Genomic DNA, 3,759 nt, shown 5'->3' with positions numbered 1-3,759 from the left:
TCCAAATTCTGCTGAGCGTTCGCCAAAGCCAGACTATCAACCGCTTTCATAAAAGGAAACTCTTCTTTGTACTGAGCGGGCGTATTGTTGAGCATTTGTTTTGTCTCTTTATAGTGGTCGATCTTGTCGCTAAGCATTTGGTTATAAATGAAGCGGGCACAACCAAAACAGTTCACAAAATAGTCTTTTTGCTGGTCGGTTGGGTATAATCTGTACTTGTAGGCTTTCAGCATATTCCTCACCTCACTTCGCCTTGATTATCGATATATTTCTTGATGACTTCAATTGGAGCACCGCCTGTTGTCATGAGACAGAAGCTTCTCGACCAGAACATTTCTTTCCATAATTTCCGCTTCACTTCTGGGAAGTTCTTTTTTATGAGTCGAGAGCTAGCACTTTTGTAGGCATTGATGAATTTTGATAATTCTGTATTAGGCTGGGCTTTGAACAGGATATGAATGTGGTCTTTGTCAACGTTCCACTCAATGAGGGTGATGTTGTATGTTGTGCTAATTCTTAGAAACATATCTTTTGCATAATCCGAAACAGAGGGGGTGATGACTTTTCTTCGGTATTTCACAACTAAAACAAGATGGTAGTACATTAAGAAGACTGAATGATTATTGTTGTCCAATTCCACTGTCATCACTTCCTTTTTTGTTGATTACTACTGATTATAGTATACCCCATAGAGGACAGATTAACCACCTCAAGCTATAGCTTGACCGACATTCATCTCCCACTTTCACTGGTGCTTCGCCCCCACGCGTTTAGAAGTGGGAGACTTCTTTCGGAATTAGGTTAAACTTTCCAGTATTGAAATCAATGGTCCTACATCCCCTCTTAACGGCAGATTCTCTATTAACAACTAACGTAACACAAAAAGGCACGCTATTTATACAGTGCCTTTTTGTGTATTTAATTTTTCTTTGCCACCGGGATCCATATTTCACAAAACAGGTTGTCTGGTCCATCAGCTGGATATAATTCAAAGTCCGTGTCATCAAGCATGTCGTAGTCCGACCCTGGTAGAAACTCTTTAAATATGCACTCCCAGGTGTCTGCTATGCAGTCTGGTGTGTCACCGATACAGGAAAAAACTGCCCACATTGTCGGGGTCACGTCCCAGACCTGATACCCCTCAGGGACTTCGCTGCCATCATAAACCATTCCGATGCCGTAATCAAAATAGAGACTGTCCTTAGATACAGGCGCACAGACACCATAAAAATCGTCCGTTTCTGCATGCTGCATCAGTTCTGTAAAGACGCCCGATTCTCTACTGTCTTCCCAGAAGCCAGCTATCTTATTGACCTCTTTTCCGTTTTCATCCACAGCTTCCGTTTCAAACTGCTCGACCTTGGCAATCAGCTGAAACGCTTCTTTTTCGACTATTCTATACTGCATGATCGTGCCTCCTTCTGTTGATACTCTTATCACGAGGCGATTGAAACTGTTCAACGGAGCATCCGCTTTTTTAGCTTTACTTGGCGTGATGCCATGAAACCGCCGGAACGCTTTGGAAAAACTTTCAGGAGAGTCATACCCATATTTGTAGGGCAGATCGATGACTTTCACATCTGACAAAGTAATCTCCTGGCCAGCCATCGACAGGCGCCGGTTCCTCATGTATTCACCTGGCGTCACATCTGTGATCAAACTGAATATCCGCTGAAAATGAAACGCCGATAAATAGACATGCTCGGCCACATCGGCATAACTAATCTCTTCCAGCAGATGGTCTTCCATATACTGAATGGCCTGCTGAATCATCTGAAAGTAATCCATATCGCTCACCTCACTTCAAAGTATACGTGCAGAAGGCACACGTTTCCTGACAGGGATTGCTCGAATGTGTCAGGTTCAGTACGGTTTACTTTTTATAATTTTGATTCTGTTCACTTATGAAAGTGCAGCACGTATTCATTAAACTCGTCATTGAACGAATCGTCTTTAAATCCTAAGTCCCTGAGAAGGCTCCCCATGGCTTCGTTTCCCTTGACATAGTCGGCAATCAGTACGGTATGGTCTGGGTCATTTTCGAAGCGTTCAATGACCGCCTGCACCGTCTGACGTCCGTAACCTTTTCCTTGGTACTGCTTGTCGATCATCATACGCCAGATCATCATTTCCTTCTCTTCAAAGTCCAAGTCAAGCAGTAAAAAGCCGACAACGGTCTCCCCGTCTTGGACAGCAAAAGGAAAGACATCCTCGTTTTTTCGGTAAAGGTAACATTCCGCAAGTGAGCGCACATTAGGCGCGACGAATTTTCGCTGGTGTTCATGAAGGTCCAGCTTAATCACTGCTTCAAAATTATTCTCGTCAATAGGTACCAGTTCGACCATCTTAATCTCCTTTGCGATACTGAATTTTCAGGAATTATCAGGCCTTCCTGACTTTCAGTATCATAAAATCTGGTGCTCTCAAGTCTTCTTTGAAATCCGGATACTTCTCCAAATATTCTTCAGAGGGAGCAGGTTCAATTAAGGTCTCAAGTGTAAAGCCGGTACTGAATAATGCATCCATATACGTCGTCAATGTCCGGTGGAAGCCGAAAACTCTCTCTTTTATCCCGAACCGCTGCTCAAACTGCCCTTCTTCAAAGTAGTGATCTGTTTTCCAGTGAAGGTTATTGCCATGTTCATCTCTATACCAGCCACTTTCAGGTGTGACGAAACAGGGGTGAAGAATCGAAAAGACAAACGTCCCTCCCGGTTTCAGCACACGATGTATTTCGCCTAATACGCCATCCAAGTGAGCTACGTCCTGAATGGCCATATTCGACATGACTTGATCAAACAGACTGGATTCAAGTTCATTCAGATTCTCCAGATCAGCTTGTCTGTAGTCGATAGCTGCATCGTTTGATGTACGCTCACGGGCGATATCGAGCATGCGAGCAGAAAAATCTACGGCTGTCACATGAGCACCTTTTTCCGCAAGCAGTCGGCTGAAGTACCCTTCACCACAGCCAGCATCCAGAATCTTCTGACCGTCTACGTCTTCAAGCAAGGACAGGATAGTCGGCGTCAACAGTACTTCTTTATGCAGATCCCCGAATTTACTGGTGCGCTTTGCATAGTCTTCCGCAAACAGATCCCACCTGCGTTTGGATTCCCTTGTCACTTCGTTGGTCATTTGACTCCTCCTATCCGCTTTTTAAATCAACACTTTCTCCAATGTAATACAAGGGACACCATCTTCAAGATAACTGTCCCCTTCTCTCGTGTAGCCAAGCTTTTCGTAAAAAGGTGCCGCGCTCAATTCGCCATGAATCTCGGAAGCCATGCAGCCTTTAGTCCGAGCATAAGCTTCCAGCTCTTTGACCACCCGTTCACCAAGACCTTTTCCACGGTAATCGTTTAAAACAGCAATTCGACCGGGCCGAACAGTGCCTTCATCCATTTGAATAAACCGACCTGTGGCAACTGGCTTGTCGTTATCATACAGTACGACATACACCGCCTCATCATGGTCTTCACCGTCAAATTCATCTTGACTGGCGATGTCTCTTTCCAGAACGAACACCTTCATTCGGACAAAATAAGCCGCTGCCTGATGCCATTTTTCACTGCCAATATGTACGCTTAAGTCATTATTTCCCGTGTTCTCCATTGTCATGCCCCCTACAACCTATGTGTAAAATAGTTGTCGGAAAGTAAAATAGTAGGGCAAGAAATTAAAGTAGACAAAAAGAAAGAAGACCCTTAATCTAGAGATAACCACAAATCCAGAAAAGAGGTCTTCTTATGAATCAAA

At 44.0% G+C, this 3,759-nt stretch carries 6 protein-coding genes; all 6 read right to left on the bottom strand.

All coding sequences use genetic code 11. The annotated features are described in order from the left end of the window. Positions 1–233: helix-turn-helix domain-containing protein (locus tag ACYQ2O_RS11035; RefSeq protein WP_459796623.1), on the bottom strand; the 233-nt coding region annotated here is incomplete at its 3' end. A gap of 5 nt (positions 234–238) precedes the next feature. After that, positions 239–640 carry an IS200/IS605 family transposase gene (gene tnpA / locus ACYQ2O_RS11030; RefSeq protein ID WP_459796624.1) on the bottom strand — a complete coding sequence of 134 codons (402 nt, stop codon included), beginning with the start codon at positions 638–640 and terminating at the stop codon, positions 239–241. Positions 641–918: 278 nt separating this feature from the next. Further along, positions 919–1,788, bottom strand: coding sequence for an AraC family transcriptional regulator (locus tag ACYQ2O_RS11025; RefSeq protein ID WP_346023942.1), 870 nt, complete (start codon positions 1,786–1,788; stop codon positions 919–921). A 110-nt stretch (positions 1,789–1,898) separates the two neighbouring features. Further along, on the bottom strand, positions 1,899–2,345 hold the full coding sequence (locus ACYQ2O_RS11020; RefSeq protein WP_346023943.1) for a GNAT family N-acetyltransferase: 447 nt from the start codon (positions 2,343–2,345) through the stop codon (positions 1,899–1,901). 37 nt (positions 2,346–2,382) lie between these two features. After that, positions 2,383–3,138, bottom strand: a complete 756-nt coding sequence (locus ACYQ2O_RS11015; protein WP_346023944.1) for a class I SAM-dependent methyltransferase — start codon at positions 3,136–3,138, stop codon at positions 2,383–2,385. Between the two features lie 21 nt (positions 3,139–3,159). After that, positions 3,160–3,615 (bottom strand): GNAT family N-acetyltransferase, encoded by a 456-nt coding sequence (locus tag ACYQ2O_RS11010; protein WP_459796622.1) that lies wholly within the window; start codon positions 3,613–3,615, stop codon positions 3,160–3,162. Positions 3,616–3,759: the final 144 nt, after the last annotated feature.

Source organism: Alkalibacterium sp. m-11, assembly GCF_054658155.1.
Note: the sequence above shows the minus strand (reverse complement) of the source record. Positions and strands in the feature narration are given on the sequence as shown.